This is a genomic window from Bacillus sp. AF62, from assembly GCF_050312695.1.
Taxonomy (GTDB): Bacteria; Bacillota; Bacilli; order Bacillales; family Bacillaceae_G; genus Bacillus_A; species Bacillus_A cereus.
On sequence record NZ_JBNPJZ010000039.1, the window covers coordinates 46,200 to 66,674 of the forward strand.

Genomic DNA, 20,475 nt, shown 5'->3' on the forward strand with positions numbered 1-20,475 from the left:
AATATGAACGAAAAAAGCATGCAGTTTTTACAAATCGCAATGAAGCATTTACCGGAAGCAAAGGCAATTTTAGATGATAATGGAATTGCACTTGATATGGAGAAAGCACAGCCGGTGTTAGAGTTGTTAATGAAAGTTATGAACGAAGCTTATGAGCTTGGGAAAGCAGATAAAGAATAAAATCCTTCTTTTTTGATGGAGGAGAGGCTCGAATCGTGAGTAGAAGCGGTTCGGGCCTTTTTATTTGGAATGAAACACGAAAAGGTATGATTCTGTTTCTTTTAATGAAAAATAAAGTGGATAATGCGTTAGCTTTCTGTTTTATGCGAAATATATTCTAGACAAAAATACATTTATGTTTTAAAATTAGTACCAAGTCATAATAATTGATATAAAACGGAGGGCTGCGATGTGAACGTGGGCATTTTAGGAATCGGAAGATATGTGCCAGAAAAAGTAGTCACAAATCACGATTTAGAAAAAATAATGGATACATCCGATGAATGGATTCGTACGAGAACGGGAATTGCAGAAAGACGCATTGCCGATGATACAATAGATACTTCATATATGGCCGTAGAGGCTGCAAAAAAAGCACTTGAAGATGCAGGGGTTAGCGGAGAAGATATCGATCTTATTTTAGTGGCGACAGTAACACCAGATCGTGCGTTTCCAGCAGTAGCTTGTGTCATTCAAGAAGCGATTGGAGCGAAACATGCAGCTGCAATGGATGTAGGTGCAGCATGCGCTGGTTTTATGTACGGAATGATTACAGCGCAGCAATTTATTCAAACGGGGACTTATAAAAACGTATTAGTAGTTGGTAGTGATAAGCTATCTAAAATTGTAGACTGGAATGATCGAAATACAGCGGTATTATTTGGAGACGGAGCCGGTGCTATCGTAATGGGAGCAGTTTCAGAAGGAAGAGGCGTTCTATCTTTCGAATTAGGAGCAGACGGAAGCGGCGGTAAGCATCTATATCAAGACGAGTATGTTATGATGAATGGCAGAGAAGTCTTTAAATTTGCCGTTCGTCAACTTGGTGACTCTTGTCTTCGCGTGCTGGATAAGGCTGGTCTTACAAAAGAGGATGTGGATTTCTTAGTACCGCATCAAGCGAATATTCGTATTATGGAATCTGCAAGAGAGAGATTAAATTTACCACAAGAAAAAATGAGTATGACAATTGAAAAGTTTGGTAATACATCAGCTTCTTCAATTCCAATTGCAATGGTAGAGGAATTGCAAAATGGACGTATTCAAGATGGTGATTTAATTATACTTGTTGGTTTTGGCGGCGGATTAACATGGGGAGCAGTCGCTCTTCGTTGGGGTAAATAAGGACTGAGAGAAAAAAAGGAGTGTATTTTGTATGGAAAAAAAGAGGGTCGTAATTACAGGACTAGGAGCTGTTACACCGGTCGGAACAGATGTTGAAACAGCATGGGAAAACATTAAAAAGGGTGTATCTGGAATCGGGCGACTTACAAGAATTGATCCAGAACTATTTCCAGCAAAAGTAGCAGCGGAAATTAACGACTTTGAAGTCGAGAAATATATTGATAAAAAAGAAGCGCGCCGTATGGACCGCTTTACACAATATGCAGTAGCAGCAGCGAAAATGGCAGTTGCAGATGCAAAGCTTGAAATTACAGAAGAAAATGGACCTCGAATTGGTGTATGGATTGGATCTGGTATTGGCGGTATGGAAACATACGAAGAACAATTTAAGATTTTTACTGAGAAAGGCCCGCGCCGCGTGAGCCCATTCTTCGTGCCGATGATGATTCCAGATATGGCAGCAGGTCAAGTATCAATCGCAACAGGAGCAAAAGGAATTAACACTTGTTCTGTAACGGCTTGTGCATCTGGTGCAAACTCAATTGGTGATGCATTTAAAGCAATTCAGCGTGGTGATGCTGATGCAATGATTACAGGCGGAGCAGAAGCGCCGCTAACAAGTATGGCATTCGCAGGATTTAGCTCAGCGAAAGCATTAACATTTAATGAAGACCCAGCAACGGCTTGCCGTCCGTTTGATAAAAACCGTAGCGGTTTCGTAATGGGTGAAGGTTCAGGTATTTTAATTCTTGAAGAATTAGAGCACGCATTAGCTCGTGGTGCTCACATTTACGCGGAAATCGCTGGTTACGGTGCAACTGGTGATGCATTCCATATTACAATGCCTGCTCCTGGTGGTGAAGGCGGAGTGCGTGCAATGCGTCAAGCTTTAGCTGATGCAGGCCTACAGCCAGAAGATATTGATTACATTAATGCGCATGGTACAAGTACGGATGCGAATGAAAAATATGAAACGATGGCAATTAAAGAAACTTTCGGTGAGCACGCGTATAAAGTAGCAATTAGCTCAACGAAATCAATGACAGGTCACTTATTAGGAGCAGCTGGTGCTGTTGAAGCGATTTTCTCTATTAAATCAATTACAGACGGAGTAATTCCTCCAACAATTAACTATGAGACACCAGATCCAGAATGTGACTTAGATTACGTACCGAATCAAGCGAGACACCAAGAAGTAAACGCAGTATTAAGTAACTCATTAGGATTCGGTGGTCATAACGCAGTGTTAGTATTTAAATCGTATAAATAATAGATAAAATAAGGAGTTTTTCCGCATTATATTGCGAAAAAACTCCTTATTTATTTTTACGTCTTTTTCTCCTGTAGCATATACATAAGAAAAAGGAGGGATAAAGATGGGGATTGTTGAAACAGCTGAATGGCTACATTTATATTATGGACGGCCAGAAAAACTTTGTGAGAAATTTACGAAGTATATTCCGTTGCCAAAAGAAAGGTTGTATCGCTTTTTAATTTCAAAAGGGATGTATCGCCCGATCATGCGCGGGGAAAAGGAAATTAAAGAATTAGAGGAAAAGGAAATTTGGAAAGAGTTGAGCCTGGAGTATGATAAATTGAAAAATTGGTTGAAAGGTCCGGATGTCCCTGTCTTTATTTTATTATCAGATTCCTATAATCGAACTGTGCAAGAAGAGTATAACGGTAGGGCTGGATTATCTATGCGTCATGTTATTTTCTTATTCGTATGTGGACGGAATTCGGTAGAAGAATTAAAAGTGTTATTGGCGCATGAATACCATCACATATGCAGGTTACATCAAATTGAGACGAAAGAAACAGAATATACATTACTTGATACAATGATTATGGAAGGGCTAGCTGAGCAAGCAGTAACAGAAAGGTATACAGAAAAAAATAATGCACCGTGGACGAAGTATCTTTCAAAAGAAGAGGCTATTTATTATTGGAAAAATGTTGTACATGAAAGAATAAGTATAAAACGAGGAACAAGGGAACATGACATCTTATTAAATGGCTTTCACTCTTATCCGAAGATGCTTGGCTATGCGCTTGGATTTCATATTGTCAAAGATTGTGTAACTTTGGAAGGAGAAGATACACTTTCTTTATTATCTATAGATGCAAAAGAAATATTGAATAAAGCAAATACATTTCATATATAAAAAAACAGGGGCTCTATTTCCTGTTTTTTTTAGTATTAATAGAAGAAAAAATAATAATTAGAATATATTTCCTCAAGTGGAATAAAGTTAAGCAAAAATGAACATAATGATTGGTACAAACAGTAGTGAAGTGAGGGGTAGTGAATGTTATATCTACATGATGTATGGGTAAATTGGTTTGAAGGTGAAGAGAATGGGTATAACGTTTGTCATTTTTACGAATGGCGGAAAGATGATACGATTGAGCTATTAGATCAAGTGCCATTATTAAAAGTAGATGCCACATTATATCATTACATCGAGAACGAATTGTTAGAGCTTCCGCAAAAAATGCTGGAAGACGTACATCATAAGGCTTATATTCGTAAAAATCATGAACGTTTGCAGCAAGAGTATTGCTTTGTTGTTACAGATGGAAAAGGAATTATTGCGATTGACACAATTGGTTACAATGTACCAATTCGCAAAAGCAGACTTATACCACGCCAAGAGCAGATGGTATATGAGATGGTAGAAAACGTACAAGCAGAAAAGTATGAGTTCCAAGTAGAAGAAACAGAAAAAGAACACCACATTTTATCACCATCGCCTTTCATTATGAATGGCTTGACTCGTAAAGAAAGACAGCTGAAACAATTATTATTTATGGCGTTAGATCAATTACATACAACGAAAAATACAGCAGAGATTCGCTATTGGTACACAGAGTGGGATCCATCAGCATATGGAACGGTTCAACATATGGAGTTCGAGGATATTTGGGCTAGACTGTATGATGAAGCGAAAGCTGGCTGGTCTGAGAAACATGAACAATTATGCGAGCGTCTCGTAAAAGGACAGCCATTTTTTGAAAAGTTATGGGAAATGGAAAATGAGCAAAAGGTAAATTAAAAAACCGCCAATTGGCGGTTTTTTTAATTTTGTAGAAATCAAGCTCCAGCGAACATTCTAAACGAGCCGCCTCCGCTTTATATGTTACCTACGTTTTCTACTTAACCCCATTGCATTTTCTACTTTGCGTAGTTGTTTAAATGCAACGCGGTTTGCTTTTTCTGCACCTTTGTCTAGAATTTCGTCTAGTTCTGGTGAGTTGATAAGTTCGTTATATTTGTCTTGGATTGGACGAATTGCTTCTACGACTACTTGCGCTAGGTCGCCTTTGAAGTCGCCGTATCCTTTTCCTTCGTACATTGCTTCAATTTCTTCAACTGTTTTTCCAGAGAATGAAGAGTAGATTGTTAATAAGTTAGAGATACCAGGTTTTTTTTCTTTATCAAATTTCACAATACCTTCAGAGTCAGTAACAGCACTCTTAATTTTCTTTTCAATTGTTTTTGGCTCATCAAGCATACTGATCATTGATTTTGGATTCGGATCAGATTTGCTCATTTTTTTCGTAGGTTCTGTTAATGACATAACGCGAGCTCCTACTTTTGGAATACGAATTTCAGGCATTGTAAAGATTTCACGGTAACGTTTGTTGAAACGCTCTGCTAGGTCACGTGTTAATTCGATATGTTGCTTTTGATCATCACCAACCGGCACGATTTCAGTATTGTAAAGTAAAATATCAGCAGCCATTAATGGTGGATACGTAAGTAATCCAGCTGGAACTGAATCTCTACCAGAAGCTTTATCTTTATATTGCGTCATACGCTCTAATTCTCCAACGTAAGCAACAGATTGCATGATCCAACCTAGTTGAGCGTGTGCTGGTACTTCTGATTGTACAAATAAAGTAGCTTTTTCAGGGTCAATGCCACATGCCACATAAAGTGCAGCAAGACTGCGGATGTTTTTACGAAGTTGTACGGGATCTTGAGGTACTGTAATCGCATGTTGGTTTACAATACAGAAATAACAGTCGTGTTCATTTTGAAGCTCTGTAAACTGCTTCATTGCTCCTAAATAGTTTCCAAGTGTAATCGTTCCACTTGGCTGAATACCAGAAAAGATAACTGACATAAGTAATTCCTCCTAAAATTGAATGCGTGATGGGGGGAAGAGAAGGCAAACAAAAAAGCCCATTCATCCCAAAAACTATAGGGACGAATGGACCGCGGTACCACCCTAATTATTTCACTACTGTGAAATCTCTCTAATCCATAATAACGTTTGGATATAACGCCAAAGCCTACTACTTTCGGTTCGGTTTGGTGCTCAAAAGCCCATTCCATACTGTACAATTACTTGTTCACACCGACCACAAGCTCTCTGAAATTGCCTCAATATGTACTCTTCTTTATCATCGCATACATATAAATTTATTTATTGTTACTTGAGCTCTTTTAATATGAAAGAACTAAAGTTTTATAACAAAATGTTTTGCTGATTATTATATCATATGGGATAGTGTTTGCAAACTACATCAAAATAGTAAAGCTAATAAGGGTCGAGAACAACCCAAGAACGATACCTGTAATACAAATTGGATATGTCCATTTGAATGAATATGTTTTATAAATACGTTCTTTCTTATCTGTAGGTTCCTCGACTTCTTCAATTAAAGAGTCAATCTTTTTATTCGTACCAAATACTCTTTGAAACGCGTAAATGGTTACATTGAAAAAACCATTTTGAAATATGTATAAAAAACCGCCGATAAGAATAAAAAACAGTGCAATATAAAACAAGATGTTGACAAAATTCAACAAAAATTGCGATGAAATGAGGAATGCGCCAATACTAGAAGCGATTATCGCTATGAAAATTAGTATACAAGTATGAAAAAAAACTTTATTCAAAATGTTCCCCTCCGTCAAAATATTACTAGAATTATTATACTATAAAAGCTATAATATGTACTAGAATTAATTTTTTGAAAATTATACGCAATTAAAGGTCTGATTTCAAGATGATGGTAGCAATGTTAACGTATCCCTTTACAAAAAAATAAAAATATAAACATTTTATTAAAAATTTTAACAAAAAAACAAAAAACTATATTCACAATTGTTATATTATATGTATAATGAAAATTGTAGAAACTTGGAGATTATTCTTTCAATTCTACTTTTTAACAAGTGAGGGTACAGGAAGTGCAATTAGGGGAGGCAACACAACATGAAGAAAAAGATACCGTTATTACTTGCATCGACTTTAACTGCAAGTATGTTGCTGGGTGCGTGTAGCTACCAAAAAGATGACGCAAAAGCAAAAGGGAAAGAAAACACTACGAGTAGTAGTAACGGAAAGCAGGTTCTTAATTTAACAGAGTTATCTGAAATTCCGTCAATGGATGCATCGCTAGCATCTGACTCTGCATCTTCTACAGCATTAAATAATACGATGGAAGGTTTATATCGTATCGGCAAAGATCAAAAGAGAGTGCCTGGAATTGCAGAAGATGTTCAAAAGCTAGATGACGGAAAGAAATACATATTTAAATTAAGAAAAGATGCAAAATGGTCGAATGGGGAGCCTGTAACAGCAAAAGACTTTGTGTATTCATGGAAAAGAGCAGTAAATCCAGATACAAAAGCGACGTATTCGTACATTATGTTTGATATTAAAAATGCAGAGAAAATTCATAAAAAAGAATTACCTGCTGACCAATTAGGTGTAAAAGCGATTGATGATTATACATTAGAAGTGGAATTAGACAATCCCGTTCCTTACTTTGTTGATTTAACAGTTTATCCGGTATTTTACCCACTAAATGAAAACTTTGTAAAAGCACAAGGTGATAAGTTTGGGTTAGAGGCAAATACAACATTATATAATGGGCCATTTGTTATGAGTGATTGGAAACATGAGCAAAGCTTCCAGTTTAAGAAGAACCCATCATATTGGGATAATAAAACGGTTAAAATCGAAGAGATTAACTTTAATATTGTAAAAAATACGTCAACTGATGTAAATTTATATGAGACAAACTCGATTGATCGTGCGGCTCTAACTTCAGAATTTGTTGATAAGTTTAGACAAAGCTCAGAATTCCACACAAGAAAAGAAGCAGGGGTTGCTTACCTAAGATTTAATCAAAGTAATCAATACTTAAGTAATAAAAACTTAAGAAAAGCAATTTCAATGTCCTTTGATCGTGATAACATTGCGAAAGTTATTTTAAATAATGGTGCGATTGGAGCTTATGGATTTGTTGGAAAAGATTTCGCTGAAGGTCCGAATAAAAAAGATTTCCGAGCTGAAAATGGAAAGCTAGTTGAAACGAATCCAAAAGAAGCGAAAAAGCTTTGGGAAACAGCGAAGAAAGAGCTTGGCACTGATAAAATCGAACTAGAATTCTTAAACTTTGATAATGAAGATGCAAAAAAGGTTGGTGAATTCTTAAAAGGTGAGATGGAAAAAAACTTACCTGGTTTATCAATTAAAATTAAACAGCAGCCATTTGCACAAAAAAATAAATTAGAAGATTCTCAGCAATATGATATTGCGTTTGGTATTTGGGGCCCAGATTTCCCAGATCCAATCTCATATTTAGATATGTTTGTTACAAATGGTTCTCAAAATAAAACAGGGTATTCTAATCAGAAATATGATGAGTTAATTCTAAAAGCTAAAACAGATACAAAAGATTTACAAGCACGCTGGAACAACCTTTTAGAAGTAGAGAAGATGTTAATTAAAGAGGATGCAGTTATCACTCCAATCTTCCAAAAAGGTTCAGCATATATAGTAAAAGATGCTGTAAAAGATATTATACCAATCAACTATGGTGGTAGATTAACTTACAAATGGGCATCTGTTGAACAAAAATAATCTTTTTTTCCATCGTTTACAGGGGTATATGCCTATGATGGGCATATGCTCTTATTTTAAAAAAATAAAAGTAAGAATATTTTAAACTATCTTATTGCTTTTGAGAAAAACGGGGAGGTGCTTGACTATGGGACGTTATGTATTAAAACGTTTCGTGTACATGGCTTTGACATTATTTTTAATTACTACGCTGACTTTCTTTTTGATGAAATTACTTCCGGGTTCTCCGCTTAAAAACCAGGAGAAGCTATCACCGGCACAAAAAGAAATCATTCTTGAAAAATACGGATTGAATGATCCGGTACCAGTTCAATACGCACGTTATTTAGGTAACTTAGCAAAAGGTGATTTAGGGGTATCATTCCAATATGATAACCGTCCAGTAACAGATATGATTGTGGATCGCATTGGACCATCAGCACAGCTTGGTTTACAAGCGATTATATTAGGAACATTTATCGGTTTAATTTTAGGAATCGTTGCGGCACTTCGTAACAATACGTGGGTCGATTATGGAGCGACAATTATTTCCGTACTCGGGATGTCGGTACCATCATTCGTATTCGCCGCTTTACTACAATATTTCGTAGGGGTAAAACTTGGTTGGTTCCCAGTAGCGTTCTGGAAAGGACCAGAGTTTACAGTAATGCCTACAATTGCTTTATCGATGTCAGTTATCGCAACAATCGCACGTTTCTCTCGTGCAGAATTAATTGAAGTTATGCAAGCCGATTACATTTTAACAGCAAAAGCGAAAGGGATTAGCCAAGGCGTTATCATTGTCAAACACGCACTTCGTAACGCATTAATTCCAGTAGTAACAATTTTAGGACCAATGGTTGCGGCATTAATTACAGGAACACTTGTTATCGAGCAAATTTATGCTGTACCAGGACTAGGGGAACAGTTCGTTAAATCTATTACAGTGAATGACTATACAGTTATTATGGGAACTACGATTTTCTATAGTGCGATCTTCATTTTAGTTATTTTCATTGTCGATATTTTATACGGAATTATTGATCCTCGTATTCGTTTAGCGGGAGGGAAAAAATGATGAAAGATGTACAAAAATTATCTCCAGATTTATTTCAACAAGCCAATCAAAATAATGTTGATAATGAAGTCATTGCCCGTCCAAGCTTAACGTTTTGGCAAGATGTAAGAAGACGTTTGTTCCAACATAAAGGTGCGATGATTGGTTTCGTATTATTAAGCCTTATTATATTACTAGCGATTTTTGGACCGATGGTAAGTAAACACTCGTATAAAGAGCAAGATTTAGGTCGTGCGAAAATGCCACCGAAAATTCCTGTTATTGAAAATGTTCATTGGTTACCATTTGACGGTACAGATCAATATGGTGTTGACCAATATGAAAAACGTGATATTAAAGAGTACTTCTGGTTTGGTACAGATGATCTTGGTCGTGATTTATGGACAAGAACATGGGAAGGTACACGCGTATCATTATATATCGCTCTTTTAGCAGCAGCAATTGACTTAGTAATTGGGGTTGCATACGGAGGTATTTCAGCCTTTTATGGCGGCAGAGTAGATAATATTATGCAACGTATTATGGAGATTATTAACGGTATTCCATACTTAATCATCGTTATCTTAATGGTAATCATTATGGGATCTGGTATATGGTCAATTACACTCGCAATGGCAATTACAGGTTGGATAGGGATGTCGCGTATCGTTCGTGGACAAATCCTGAAATTAAAAAACCAAGAATATGTATTAGCATCTCGTACATTAGGTGCAACAAATACACAATTAATTGTGAAACATTTAATTCCAAACGTAATGGGACCTATTATCGTAATGACAATGTTTACAATTCCATCAGCGGTGTTTGGTGAAGCGTTCTTAAGTTTCATCGGTTTAGGAATTCAGCCACCATTTGCGTCACTAGGTTCTCTTGTAAATGACGGTTATAAATCTATTCAAACGTATCCGCATATGATGTTCATCCCTGCGGTTGTCATCAGTATATTAATTTTAGCGTTTAACTTAATGGCAGACGGATTACGCGACGCGTTAGATCCAAAAATGCGTAAGTAAAAGAGGGGAGAGGCAAAGATGAAAACATTGTTAGAGGTAAAAGATTTACAAGTCTCCTTTGATACACATGCAGGTGAAGTACAAGCTGTACGCGGCGTTACTTTTGATTTGAAAAAAGGAGAGACATTGGCGATTGTAGGAGAATCTGGTTCAGGGAAATCAGTTACTTCTAAAGCGTTAATGGGATTAATTCCGAATCCTCCTGGACGCATTAAAAATGGTGAGATTGTATTTGAAGGTCGTGACTTAACGAAATTAACAGAAAAAGAAATGCAGCAAGTACGTGGTAAAGATATCGCGATGATTTTCCAAGATCCAATGACATCATTAAACCCAACGATGACAATTGGAAATCAAATTATGGAAGGCCTTATTAAACACCAAGGGATGAGTAAAGCAGATGCACGTAAAGTTGCTTTAGAATTAATCGACCTTGTAGGTATTCCAAATCCAGAAGCTCGTTTAAAACAATATCCTCACCAATTCTCAGGTGGTATGAGACAGCGTGTAGTTATTGCGATGGCGTTAGCTTGTAACCCGAAATTATTAATTGCCGATGAGCCGACAACAGCGCTAGACGTTACGATTCAGGCACAAATTTTAGAACTTATGAAAGACATTCAGCAAAAAACAGAAGCGGCAATTATTTTCATTACGCATGACTTAGGTGTAGTAGCAAACGTTGCTGACCGAGTGGCAGTTATGTACGCTGGTAAAGTTGTTGAAATTGGAACTGTAGATGAAATTTTCTATAATCCGAAACATCCATATACTTGGGGCTTAATCGCATCTATGCCAAGTTTAGATGGCTCAGAGGAAGAGTTATATGCAATTCCTGGAACGCCTCCGGATTTATTAAAGCCGCCAAAGGGTGATGCTTTTGCACCACGTAACCCACAGGCACTAAAAATTGATTTTGAAATGGACCCACCTTTATTTAAAGTAAGTGATACACACTATGCGGCAACTTGGTTACTTCACGAGCAAGCTCCAGAAGTAAAACCGCCGGCAGTCGTTGAAAAACGTATTCTTCAAATGAAAGCAGGTGAACAACATGACTAAACAACGTGAGAAATTAATTGAAGTAAAAAATGTAAAGCAGCACTTCGACGTGAGTGGTGGTGTTGTCAAAGCGGTTAATGATATTTCATTTGATATTTACCGCGGAGAAACATTTGGTCTTGTAGGAGAATCAGGTTGTGGTAAATCAACAACTGGAAGAACGATTATTCGTTTATATGATGCAACTGCTGGTGAAGTATTGTTCGATGGTGAAAATGTACATGGTAAGAAATCACGCGCAGAATTGAAGAAATTCAACCGTAAAATGCAAATGATTTTCCAAGATCCATACGCATCATTAAATCCTCGTATGACAGTAGGGGATATTATCGCAGAAGGTATTGATATTCACGGATTAGCGAAAAGTAAAAAAGAGCGCATGGACCGTGTTCATGAACTATTAAACACAGTTGGTTTAAATAAAGAGCACGCAAACCGTTTCCCGCACGAATTCTCAGGTGGACAACGTCAGCGTATCGGTATCGCTCGAGCGCTTGCTGTAGAACCAGAATTTATCATTGCGGATGAGCCGATCTCAGCACTTGACGTATCGATTCAGGCGCAAGTTGTAAACTTACTGAAAAAGCTACAAAAAGAAAAAGGTCTAACATACTTATTTATTGCCCATGATTTATCAATGGTAAAATACATTAGTGACCGCATCGGTGTAATGTACCGTGGTCAAATCGTTGAGCTAACAACAAGTGAAGAGTTATATGCGAATCCAGTTCATCCATATACGAAATCACTATTATCAGCAATTCCGCTACCAGATCCAGATTATGAGCGCAATCGTAAACGTATCGTATACGATCCATCGCAACATGATTACGGTAGCGAAGTGCCAACAATGCGTGAAATTCGCCCAGGACATTTCGTACTATGTTCTGAAGCAGAGTATAAGAAATATAAAGAGATTTATCAATAATAAAAAAAGCCATTCTTCCATTAAGGAAGGATGGCTTTTTTCTATACTATATAAATGAGTTGTCGGTAAGTCGATATAAATTGCATTTATTAATAACTACATCATGATCAAACAAGTACTACTGTGCCTGAACAGAACCAATCTCGTCTTGCTCTTCTGGTTTCACAAGTGCATAACGTTCCCACGCCCTGCTTTTCCAGCGGAAGAACATAATAATGGCACGCGTCCATTCGTCGATGGCGATCGCTAGCCAAATACCAACGAGCCCCATATCTAAATGAAAGGCGAAAAAGTAACCTAGTGGTAAACTCATTAACACCATAGAGAATGCACCGATTAAAACAGGATATTTTGCATCACCAGCTGCACGAAGCGAATTAATGATGACGATATTCATCGTACGTCCCGTTTCAAGTAGTACACTTAGTAAAAGAACACTTGCGCCTAACCCGATAATGTGCGGATTATCTGTAAACAGTCCCATTAATTGTGTACGGAATGTAATAACGAGAGCAACCATACATAGAGTTACACCAATCGCCCATTTTACACTTTTCCACAAGCGTTCGTATGCTTCATCCTTTTCGCCACCACCAACAAGGCGACCAATAATAATGGCTGTTCCCATACCAATCGCAATTGCAAATAAATAAGTGAACATGGAAATGTTAGTAGCGTATTGTCTAGCAGCTAATGATTCCGTTCCTAGGTACGTTGCGTAATAAAGGAAGACGATTTGACAAGCTTGATACATCACTTGTTCAAATGCAGATGGAATACCGATTTTTAAAATTTTCCCAATGTATTCTTTGGATAAAGTGAAGTAATATTGTAATTTCACACGATATTCCATAATGCGGTATAGTAACCAGAAGAAAACAATAAGTGCGATCAATCGACTGATTGCGGAAGAAATTGCAGCTCCTTGTACACCGAGCTCAGGGAAACCAAATTTCCCGAAAATGAGTACGTAGTTTCCAGCGATATGAATAATATTCATTCCGAGTGAAATAAACATCGCTTGCTTTGTAAAACCATGTACACGGATGATTGCGGCTAATGAGTTAATGATAGCTTGCAGGAAGATAGCCCCTCCGACGATAGATAAGTAGTTTTGCGCATACGTTAGTACATCGCCTTGTAAGTTCATTGCGAGCATCATATGTTTCGAAAATAAAAGAAAACCAGCGCTTATAACGAGCCCAACTATTAAATTTAATGTGACGGCTAATGCTGATATTTTAGATGCTTCCATAAAGCGTCTGGAACCGAGGTATTGAGATACAACGATAGCAGCGCCGTTCCCGATGACTTCTAATACCAAAATCGCAATATGGAGATATTGATTCGCTGCACCAACCCCAGATACAGCATCGTCTGATAATGCACTTAACATGAAAGTATCAGCGATCCCCATCAACATAAAAAGAAAAACTTCTAGAAAAATAGGCCATGTTAATAAGAATAAACTTAATTTCTCTGTCGGCCCATTTTTTGCCTGAATTGCTGTCATGTCCGTCCCCTCTTTACCGATATCTATTTTTAGCAAAATGTATCGTAACATACTTTCTTATCCTTTGCACTCATTTTAGCCTACATATTTTTAATATGAAGGGACTGCTATTTTATGTTAAAAAGGGTGGGATAATTATACATAAAATATTATGGAATATAAAATTTATTTTTCTCTGATAATTTAGAAAAATATAAAAATAATTATTTTTGGCACTTTAGTAAATATAATCAGCAATATAAAACGTTTACAAAGATCTATTTTTTAACAGAGAATTTTAATGAAATAGAAATATAAATATACAAAAAATATATTTGTGTGTATAATATGAATTATTAGAACATATATATATTTCTTTCTGTTTGAAAATGAAAGGGCTAACATTTTTTTGGAGGGTGGAAGTATGAAAAAAAAGATACCAGTTTTTGTAGTATCAACAGTAGCGATGAGCATGATGTTAGGGGCATGTAGCTATCAAAAAGATGAGCCGCAAGCAAACGCAAAAGGGGATAGCGGGAAAAGCGGTGCGAAGCAAGTTCTTAATTTAATTGAAACACAAGAAATACCAACAATGGACCCAGCATTATCAGCTGACGCAGTTTCTTCAAAAGTAATGAACAACACGATGGAAGGTCTATACCGCCTTGGAAAAGATGATAAGTTAGTTCCAGGTGTAGCAAAAGAATTTAAAAAGTCAGAAGACGGTAAAAAATATACATTTAAATTACGTGAAGACGCGAAATGGTCAAACGGTGAGCCTTTAACGGCGAAAGATTTTGTATACGCATGGCAAAGAGCGATCAATCCAGACACAGCTGCGAAATCAGCATACATTATGTATGATATAAAAAATGCAGAGAAAATTAATAAAAAAGAGATGAGTCCTGATCAATTAGGTGTAAAAGCAATTGATGATTACACATTAGAAGTAGAATTAGACAATTCTATTCCATATCTTGTAGATTTAATGGTATATCCAATCTTTTATCCTGTGAATGAGAAATTTGTGAAAGAGCAAGGTGCGAAGTTTGGTTTAGAAGCAAATACAACACTTTATAACGGACCGTTTACATTAAGCGATTGGCAGCATGAACGCAGTTTTAAAATGACAAAGAGCTCATCATATTGGGACAATAAAGAAGTGAAGCTTGAAGAAGTAAACTTTAATATTGTAAAAGATACATCTACGCCAATTAACTTATATGAAACAAATGCAATCGATCGAGCGACGTTATTAGCAGAGTTCATCGATAAATATAAAGGAAAACCAGATTTCAAAACAGTAGAAGAGACATCTGTATTTTTCCTACGCTTAAATCAAAAAGATCCAGCTTTAGCAAATAAAAATATTCGTAAAGCAATTTCACTTGCTTTTGATCGTAAGCCGTTCGTTGATACGTTATTAAACAACGGTTCTAAGCCAGCAACAGGATTAATTCCTGATAACTTCATTAAAGGACCAGATAAAAAAGATTTTCGTGCTGTAAATGGGGATATTGTAAAACCGAACGTAAAAGAAGCGAAGAAATATTGGGAAGCTGGTAAAAAAGAACTTGGCAAAAATGAAATCGAATTAGAATTATTAAATGAAGATGTAGAGTTATCAAAGAAAACTGGTGAATATTTAAAAGGTGAATTAGAAAAAAATTTACCAGGTTTAACAGTGAAAATTAAACAACAACCATTCGCACAAAAACTAAAATTAGAAGATGCGGGTGATTATGTCATGTCATTCTCTGGATGGGGGGCAGACTTCCCAGATCCGATTACATATCTTGATATGTTTGTAACAGATGGGTCACAAAATAAGATGAAGTACTCTAATCCGAAATACGATGAAATCATTATGAAAGCGAAAAAAGATGGAAGCGATGTAGATGCTCGCTGGAAAAACTTACTTGAGGCAGAAAAAATGTTACTTGATGACGCTGCGATTGTTCCAGTATACCAACGTGGTAGAGCATACTTACAAAGAGAAACAATTAAAGATATGTACAACCATAAATATGGCCCCGATGTGAGCTTCAAATGGGCATCCCTAGGAAAATAAAAAAAGCAGGCTAACCACCTGCTTTTTTTAATACGTTCGTTTCTTATAAATGCCTTTTCCACCAACTTGGTTCCAGCCGGATTGTACATCCAAACTTTTGTTAACAAACTTCATTTTTTCTTTTCCACCAAAGAGCTTTTCACCGATGCTATTTGTAATGACACCAATCAATGCTGTTATTCCGATGATGAGGGCAGCAACCGTAATAAAATCAATAAAAAAAGCAATCATTTGCAAAATCCCCCTTTGCCTGTCTGTATGTTTATTGTATGAGATAAAAAATAAAAAAGAAAGAAATGTCAGAAAAATATTTAATTTACTTTAGAAATCGTGTAGACAGGAGGGAGAATGTTTGTTAAAATGAGAACAAACGTTCCTTTTTATTCTCATTTGTATAGTCTTACATTTCTTAATTGATTTATCAAGAAAAAGTAAGAAAACGTTCTCTTTTTCATAGGGAAGATTATAGATAAATAACTATATATTATATGAAAAATTTAGAGGAAGTGAGTATTAAAGGGGTTGAAAGTTATTGTTCAAGTACAGCTAAATTGAGCGTAATCATGTTACATAGCAGTGGAATACACGGAAGAGTTTTCTCAACTAGCAGGAAATTTGCTGTATATTTCTTGCAAAATCTATTGTATAATGATTATAGAAGTTACTTATTAAAAGTAATTGTTGTTTATTATAAGTTGTTGCTTACATGAAATGCGATTTTTGTACTTTTCAATAAGACAAGTTATCGCGAAAAATTGCTGAAGTTAGAAATTAAAACTGTATTTAGTACAGAATTTGTACTCTTTAAGGAGAGTGAGCTTTGTATGGTAACATTATATAGTTCTCCAAGCTGTACGTCTTGTAGAAAGGCGAAATTATGGCTAGAGGAAAATCATATTCCCTATACAGAACGTAATATTTTCTCAGATCCATTAACGATTGAGGAAATTAAAGAGATTTTACGTATGACAGAAAGCGGAACGGATGAGATTATTTCTACTCGTTCGAAAGTTTTCCAAGAATTGAATGTAAACTTAGAATCTTTACCACTTCAAGATTTATATAAGATGATTCGTGACTATCCGGGGATTTTACGTCGTCCAATTATGATTGACGAGAAACGCCTTCAAGTTGGTTACAACGAAGACGAAATTCGCCGTTTCTTACCACGTACAGTAAGAACGTTCCAATTACGTGAAGCACAACGTCTTGTAAATTAATTATAATAATATGAAAACCTTCTACCTATTATATAGTAGAAGGTTTTTTTTAATGTTTCACATTGCGTAATCGAACTTGTTTTACGATAAAGCCGATGCATAAAATAGTGAAAATGAACAAATAAGGAATGCTTGCAGTGAAACTTGGGTTGTTATGAAAAAAGGTTGCAAGTCTGTCTTCATGTGTAACCATTTTTCCTGCAGTATAGGCAAGAATTGCTGCACCGCAATAAATGAGGAATGGAAATCGTTCCATAAGTATTAAAATAAGTTTACTGCCCCAAATAATAATAGGGATAGAAATGAGTAAGCCGATTATGACGAGTAAAAATCTCCCGTGAGCTGCACCTGCAATGGCAATAACATTATCAAACCCCATAACGAGATCCGCGAAAACAATTGTTCGCACAGCTTGAAATAAAGTTGTTTTTCCTTGAATGGCAGAAAGATCGTTGCTATCATCAGTTAATAAATTGACTGCAATTAATGTAAGTAAAACCCCGCCAATCAATTGTAGAAATGGAATGTCGAGTAAATAGACAGCTAGTATAGTAAGGACAATTCTTAGTACGATTGCTAAAAGAGTACCGATCAAAATAGCTTTATTTCGTTTCGATTCAGGTAAATTTCGGCTAGCTAGTGCGATGACGATTGCATTGTCACCACCTAATACAACATCGATACCGACAATCATTAGTACGGATGTTAAAAACTCTAAGTCCATTCGTCTGCCTCCATTTATGATGTTTTAATAAGCGAACTGTATGTATGTGATGAAGAAAGTTGTTGTTAAATAATCTCTTCTAATAGAAGTTTCACCTTATTACAGTGTACGGGGGAATGTGGAAATGTATGTCCAAATTTTTTGTAAGTAAGAAATCGCTATAATAATATATTTATGTAGTTGATCGAGTAAAGATAGGCATATAACTATTTTTGTAAAATAAATCGATTTTATTTCCATTCTGGAGAATGTTATCATAAAATGAGAGTACAAGAATCTATTGATTTGTCATATGAGTGGGGAATCCCTTCATAACAATTCTAAGCAGGAAGGGAGAGTTGTATTTTGGATATTGAAAGAATTAATGATCATACGATGAAATTTTTTATTACGTACATTGATATAGAGGATAGAGGATTTAATCGTGAAGAAATTTGGTATGATCGCGAACGAAGTGAAGAGCTCTTTTGGGAGATGATGGACGAAGCTCGTGATCATGACGATTTCTTTATTGATGGGCCGTTATGGATCCAAGTGCAAGCAGTCGATAAAGGGATTGAAGTACTTGTCACGAAAGCAGAGCTTTCAAAGGATGGGCAAAAGCTGGAACTACCGATAGGGGTAGACAAAATTATAGATATTCCTCTAGATGAAGGCATTGAATCATTATTCCAACAAGAGTTAGTCGAAGAGGTAGAAGAACAAACAGGAACAAACTTTAATGAAGATGGTACGTTTGGCTTTTTAATTAAATTTAATGATTTTGAAGATGTCATTTCATTAAGTCATCGTCTTATCTTTGAAGATATAAAAGATGAGCTGTATTCATTTGAGGACCGCTATTATGTATATGTGGAATTCGATGAAGTGCTACATGATGAAGAAGAAATCGATCGTATTTTAAGTATTGTTTTAGAATATGGGGAAGAATCAACTTTAACAATTCATCGTGTAAGTGAGTATGGAAAACAAATTGTGAAAGAGCATGCGCTTGAAACGATTCGCAATAATTTTCCTGCTAAAACGTAGGCCGATTTCTGTAGTATGAAATCGGCTTTTTATATGAAGAATAGGAAAGCTTTCTTAGTTAGGAGGTAAGAGATGAAAAATACGTTAAAGCTGATTTTCTTTATCTTGCTATTGTTCGCATTATTTGTTTCGTTACGTATGTTTATTGATGTAGCATTTTATTCAGATGTGATTGGGATAAAAGATGTTTCGATTTTAGGTATTATTAGTATTTTATTTACAGTATCTGCGTTTTTAATTGGTTGCGTTATTTTCTTAGAAAATCGCCACCCATCTAAAACACTTACATGGTTAATTGTGTTAGGGATTTTTCCTGTATTTGGCTTCTTTGCTTATTTATTATTTGGACAAAATTTTCGGAGAAAAAGAATGTTTCAAAAGAAGGCGTTACTTGATGAACAGGCGTTTTTACAATATAAAGGGCATGAAGATTACGAAGAACGAATTTTACGCAATCATAAGCATCAAGAACTGTTATTTCGTTTAGCGGATCGATTAGGTGCTTTAAATATTTCATTTCAAACTGAAACGAGGACATTAACAAATGGAGATGAAACGTTTCAGGCCATTTTAAATGGGTTAAAACGAGCGAAACATCACATTCATATGGAATATTACATTGTGCGTGATGATAAATTAGGAACAGAAATTAAAGATATTTTAATACAAAAATCAAAAGAGGGCGTTGTTGTTCGCTTTTTATATGATGCGGTTGGAAGTTTTAAGTTATCGAAATCGTATATTGAAGAATTAAACGATGCAGGTGTAGAAATGATTCCGTTCTTTCCTGTGCGCTTTCCGATTTTAAACGATAAGATTAATTATCGAAATCATAGGAAAATTGTTGTGATTGATGGGAACGAAGGGTTTGTAGGTGGATTAAATATCGGTGATGAGTATTTAGGGAAAAGTAAATATTTTGGCTTTTGGCGAGACACTCATTTGTATTTACGTGGTGAAGCGGTTCAAAGTTTACAGCTTATTTTCCTTCAAGATTGGTTTTATATGACTGGAGAGGCTGTGCTAGCTCCTGAATATTTACAAGCAAAAGCAGTTGAGGGTGATCATTGGGGAGGAGTGCAGCTAGTTGCAGGCGGCCCCGATAATAAGTGGGAAACGATTAAGCATTTATATTTCGCAATGATCGCTTCTGCTCGGAAATCTATTTGGATTGCAACGCCGTATTTTATTCCGGATGATGATATTTTATCCGCATTAAAGGTTGCTGCACTTGCTGGTATTGATGTCCGTTTGTTGATGCCGAGTAAACCTGATAAGCGCACTGTCTTTTACGCATCGAGATCGTACTTCCCAGAGCTTTTGGACGCAGGAGTAAAGATATATGAATACGAAAAAGGTTTTCTTCATAGTAAAATTGTCATCGTTGATTCTGATTTAGCTTCAATTGGGACAGCTAATATGGATATGAGAAGTTTTCATTTGAATTTTGAAGTAAATGCCTTTTTATATGATACAGATAGCATTAAAAGACTTGTTCAAGACTTTAAAGACGATTTAGAAGAATCCAGTGAAATTCACGTCGATCGTTTTCATAAAAGGCGTCTGCATAGACGAATTGTTGAATCAACGTACCGGTTATTATCGCCATTATTATAAAAAGAGATGTCCGAAATTGGGACATCTCTTTTTT

Annotated in this window: 19 protein-coding genes and 1 other annotated feature; of the genes, 14 read left to right on the forward strand and 5 right to left on the reverse strand. The window is 36.1% G+C overall.

Annotation, left to right across the window (positions count from 1 at the left end; all coding sequences use genetic code 11):
- Nucleotides 1–3: 3 nt before the first annotated feature.
- The 5 genes from ACQRBL_RS05600 (at nt 4) to ACQRBL_RS05620 (ending at nt 4,400) form a co-directional block, all read left to right on the forward strand.
- On the forward strand, nt 4–180 hold the full coding sequence (locus ACQRBL_RS05600; RefSeq protein WP_001986215.1) for a ComZ family protein: 177 nt from the start codon (nt 4–6) through the stop codon (nt 178–180).
- Between the two features lie 231 nt (nt 181–411).
- On the forward strand, nt 412–1,344 hold the full coding sequence (gene fabH / locus ACQRBL_RS05605) for a beta-ketoacyl-ACP synthase III (protein WP_023521420.1): 933 nt from the start codon (nt 412–414) through the stop codon (nt 1,342–1,344).
- A gap of 31 nt (nt 1,345–1,375) precedes the next feature.
- Nucleotides 1,376–2,614 (forward strand): beta-ketoacyl-ACP synthase II, encoded by a 1,239-nt coding sequence (gene fabF, locus ACQRBL_RS05610; protein ID WP_000412656.1) that lies wholly within the window; start codon nt 1,376–1,378, stop codon nt 2,612–2,614.
- Between the two features lie 106 nt (nt 2,615–2,720).
- Nucleotides 2,721–3,509 (forward strand): DUF2268 domain-containing protein, encoded by a 789-nt coding sequence (locus ACQRBL_RS05615; protein ID WP_000513281.1) that lies wholly within the window; start codon nt 2,721–2,723, stop codon nt 3,507–3,509.
- A gap of 144 nt (nt 3,510–3,653) precedes the next feature.
- A complete protein-coding gene (locus ACQRBL_RS05620) occupies nt 3,654–4,400 on the forward strand; it encodes a YjbA family protein (RefSeq protein WP_000966129.1) in 747 nt (248 codons plus the stop codon).
- 84 nt (nt 4,401–4,484) lie between these two features.
- Here the strand turns inward: ACQRBL_RS05620 and trpS are convergent, their stop codons facing one another.
- Nucleotides 4,485–5,474 (reverse strand): tryptophan--tRNA ligase, encoded by a 990-nt coding sequence (gene trpS / locus ACQRBL_RS05625; protein ID WP_097919896.1) that lies wholly within the window; start codon nt 5,472–5,474, stop codon nt 4,485–4,487.
- A 76-nt stretch (nt 5,475–5,550) separates the two neighbouring features.
- Nucleotides 5,551–5,767: a binding site (T-box leader), on the reverse strand.
- A gap of 105 nt (nt 5,768–5,872) precedes the next feature.
- Complete coding sequence (locus ACQRBL_RS05630; RefSeq protein ID WP_001044985.1) at nt 5,873–6,253, reverse strand: DUF3899 domain-containing protein; 381 nt, start codon at nt 6,251–6,253, stop codon at nt 5,873–5,875.
- 319 nt (nt 6,254–6,572) lie between these two features.
- Between ACQRBL_RS05630 and ACQRBL_RS05635 the strand changes: the two genes are divergently transcribed.
- From ACQRBL_RS05635 to ACQRBL_RS05655, 5 genes are all read left to right on the forward strand, one after another.
- Complete coding sequence (locus ACQRBL_RS05635; protein ID WP_000727213.1) at nt 6,573–8,228, forward strand: peptide ABC transporter substrate-binding protein; 1,656 nt, start codon at nt 6,573–6,575, stop codon at nt 8,226–8,228.
- A 127-nt stretch (nt 8,229–8,355) separates the two neighbouring features.
- A complete protein-coding gene (gene opp3b / locus ACQRBL_RS05640; RefSeq protein ID WP_023521423.1) occupies nt 8,356–9,285 on the forward strand; it encodes an oligopeptide ABC transporter permease in 930 nt (309 codons plus the stop codon).
- Nucleotides 9,282–10,298 (forward strand): oligopeptide ABC transporter permease, encoded by a 1,017-nt coding sequence (gene opp3C / locus ACQRBL_RS05645; RefSeq protein ID WP_000974103.1) that lies wholly within the window; start codon nt 9,282–9,284, stop codon nt 10,296–10,298. The genes opp3b and opp3C overlap by 4 nt, the downstream gene beginning before the upstream one ends.
- Nucleotides 10,299–10,316: 18 nt before the next feature.
- Complete coding sequence (locus tag ACQRBL_RS05650; RefSeq protein ID WP_000854346.1) at nt 10,317–11,360, forward strand: ABC transporter ATP-binding protein; 1,044 nt, start codon at nt 10,317–10,319, stop codon at nt 11,358–11,360.
- Nucleotides 11,353–12,288: an ABC transporter ATP-binding protein gene (locus ACQRBL_RS05655; RefSeq protein WP_016082471.1), complete on the forward strand. Its 936-nt coding sequence runs from the start codon at nt 11,353–11,355 to the stop codon at nt 12,286–12,288. The genes ACQRBL_RS05650 and ACQRBL_RS05655 overlap by 8 nt, the downstream gene beginning before the upstream one ends.
- 118 nt (nt 12,289–12,406) lie before the next feature.
- On the opposite strand, the gene ACQRBL_RS05660 is transcribed toward ACQRBL_RS05655, so the two are convergent.
- Complete coding sequence (locus ACQRBL_RS05660) at nt 12,407–13,852, reverse strand: MATE family efflux transporter (RefSeq protein ID WP_141526250.1); 1,446 nt, start codon at nt 13,850–13,852, stop codon at nt 12,407–12,409.
- A gap of 352 nt (nt 13,853–14,204) precedes the next feature.
- Between ACQRBL_RS05660 and ACQRBL_RS05665 the strand changes: the two genes are divergently transcribed.
- Complete coding sequence (locus ACQRBL_RS05665; RefSeq protein ID WP_411996306.1) at nt 14,205–15,851, forward strand: peptide ABC transporter substrate-binding protein; 1,647 nt, start codon at nt 14,205–14,207, stop codon at nt 15,849–15,851.
- Nucleotides 15,852–15,878: 27 nt separating this feature from the next.
- Here ACQRBL_RS05665 and ACQRBL_RS05670 read toward each other — a convergent pair whose 3' ends face one another.
- Entirely contained in the window at nt 15,879–16,082 is a 204-nt protein-coding gene (locus ACQRBL_RS05670) for a hypothetical protein (RefSeq protein ID WP_000559971.1), read from the reverse strand.
- A gap of 593 nt (nt 16,083–16,675) precedes the next feature.
- Between ACQRBL_RS05670 and spx the strand changes: the two genes are divergently transcribed.
- The gene (gene spx / locus ACQRBL_RS05675; protein ID WP_000258267.1) at nt 16,676–17,071 is read left to right on the forward strand and encodes a transcriptional regulator Spx; all 396 of its coding nucleotides are present in this window, start codon (nt 16,676–16,678) and stop codon (nt 17,069–17,071) included.
- 49 nt (nt 17,072–17,120) lie between these two features.
- On the opposite strand, the gene ACQRBL_RS05680 is transcribed toward spx, so the two are convergent.
- Entirely contained in the window at nt 17,121–17,795 is a 675-nt protein-coding gene (locus tag ACQRBL_RS05680; protein ID WP_000362612.1) for a TerC family protein, read from the reverse strand.
- A 345-nt stretch (nt 17,796–18,140) separates the two neighbouring features.
- Between ACQRBL_RS05680 and mecA the strand changes: the two genes are divergently transcribed.
- Together mecA and ACQRBL_RS05690 are read left to right on the forward strand one after the other, a co-directional pair.
- Nucleotides 18,141–18,824 (forward strand): adaptor protein MecA, encoded by a 684-nt coding sequence (gene mecA / locus ACQRBL_RS05685; protein WP_000350715.1) that lies wholly within the window; start codon nt 18,141–18,143, stop codon nt 18,822–18,824.
- A gap of 72 nt (nt 18,825–18,896) precedes the next feature.
- Entirely contained in the window at nt 18,897–20,441 is a 1,545-nt protein-coding gene (locus ACQRBL_RS05690) for a cardiolipin synthase (RefSeq protein ID WP_000799191.1), read from the forward strand.
- The last annotated feature ends 34 nt before the right edge of the window (nt 20,442–20,475 follow it).